The organism is Pseudomonas sp. EA_65y_Pfl1_P113 (genome assembly GCF_963970525.1).
GTDB classification, from domain to species: domain Bacteria; phylum Pseudomonadota; class Gammaproteobacteria; order Pseudomonadales; family Pseudomonadaceae; genus Aquipseudomonas; species Aquipseudomonas tritici.
Genome location: NZ_CAXAQM010000233.1, coordinates 1 through 615, shown reverse-complemented (window position 1 = coordinate 615; position 615 = coordinate 1). Strand labels below are relative to the sequence as shown.

The window sequence follows — 615 nt, the reverse complement described above, 5'->3', positions numbered from 1 at the left end:
CACTCGCTGTCAGAATTCGGCGTGGGCGCGAAGCGACAGAATCGAGGCTGGTCCGCGGTCGGCGTTGTAGGCGGGGTTTGCAACAAACTGATAGTCGAAGGTGACGGTGCTCCAGCCGTTGACCCGCAAGGCGTAATACGCCTCGACGATCGACTCGTGGCCGTAGCGCAGTCTCCCATCACCGATCAGCAACCCCGTGCCTCCGGCGGCGAGGAAGTTACGATGTGCACTCGAGAGGCCGTTGACCGCAGCACCGACTCCGATCGTGTCCGCAGGCCGTCCCCATGCAGAACCCTTTAGGGAGAAACCACCGGAAATGCTGCGGTCGATGTCCGTGAAGGAGAGGATTTCGGTGCGGCCGTCGTTCCAGCTTGCACGGGCGAAAAGCCCGAGGTCAGCTGTCAAAGCCTGTTCGATATTTCCATAAAAGCCATACTTATTCTGATTGCGGCGCAGGGCCGTCATCGCATCGTTGATATCTGTTTGAGGGCTCGCTTGCGCGAGGTTGATAGCGTCGCGATACGCGCCGGTGTAACCACGGTTGATGAAAGCGCCGATCCGAACCTTACCCGGCTGCCCGAACAGGCTGTGCCGTTCCTCGAACTCGACGGCGCC

Annotated in this window: 1 protein-coding gene; it reads right to left on the bottom strand. The window is 60.3% G+C overall.

Annotated elements, in window-relative coordinates:
* Positions 1-9 precede the first annotated feature (9 nt).
* A partial coding sequence (locus AACY52_RS29320; RefSeq protein WP_339561219.1) for a carbohydrate porin occupies positions 10-615 on the bottom strand: 606 nt, incomplete at its 5' end.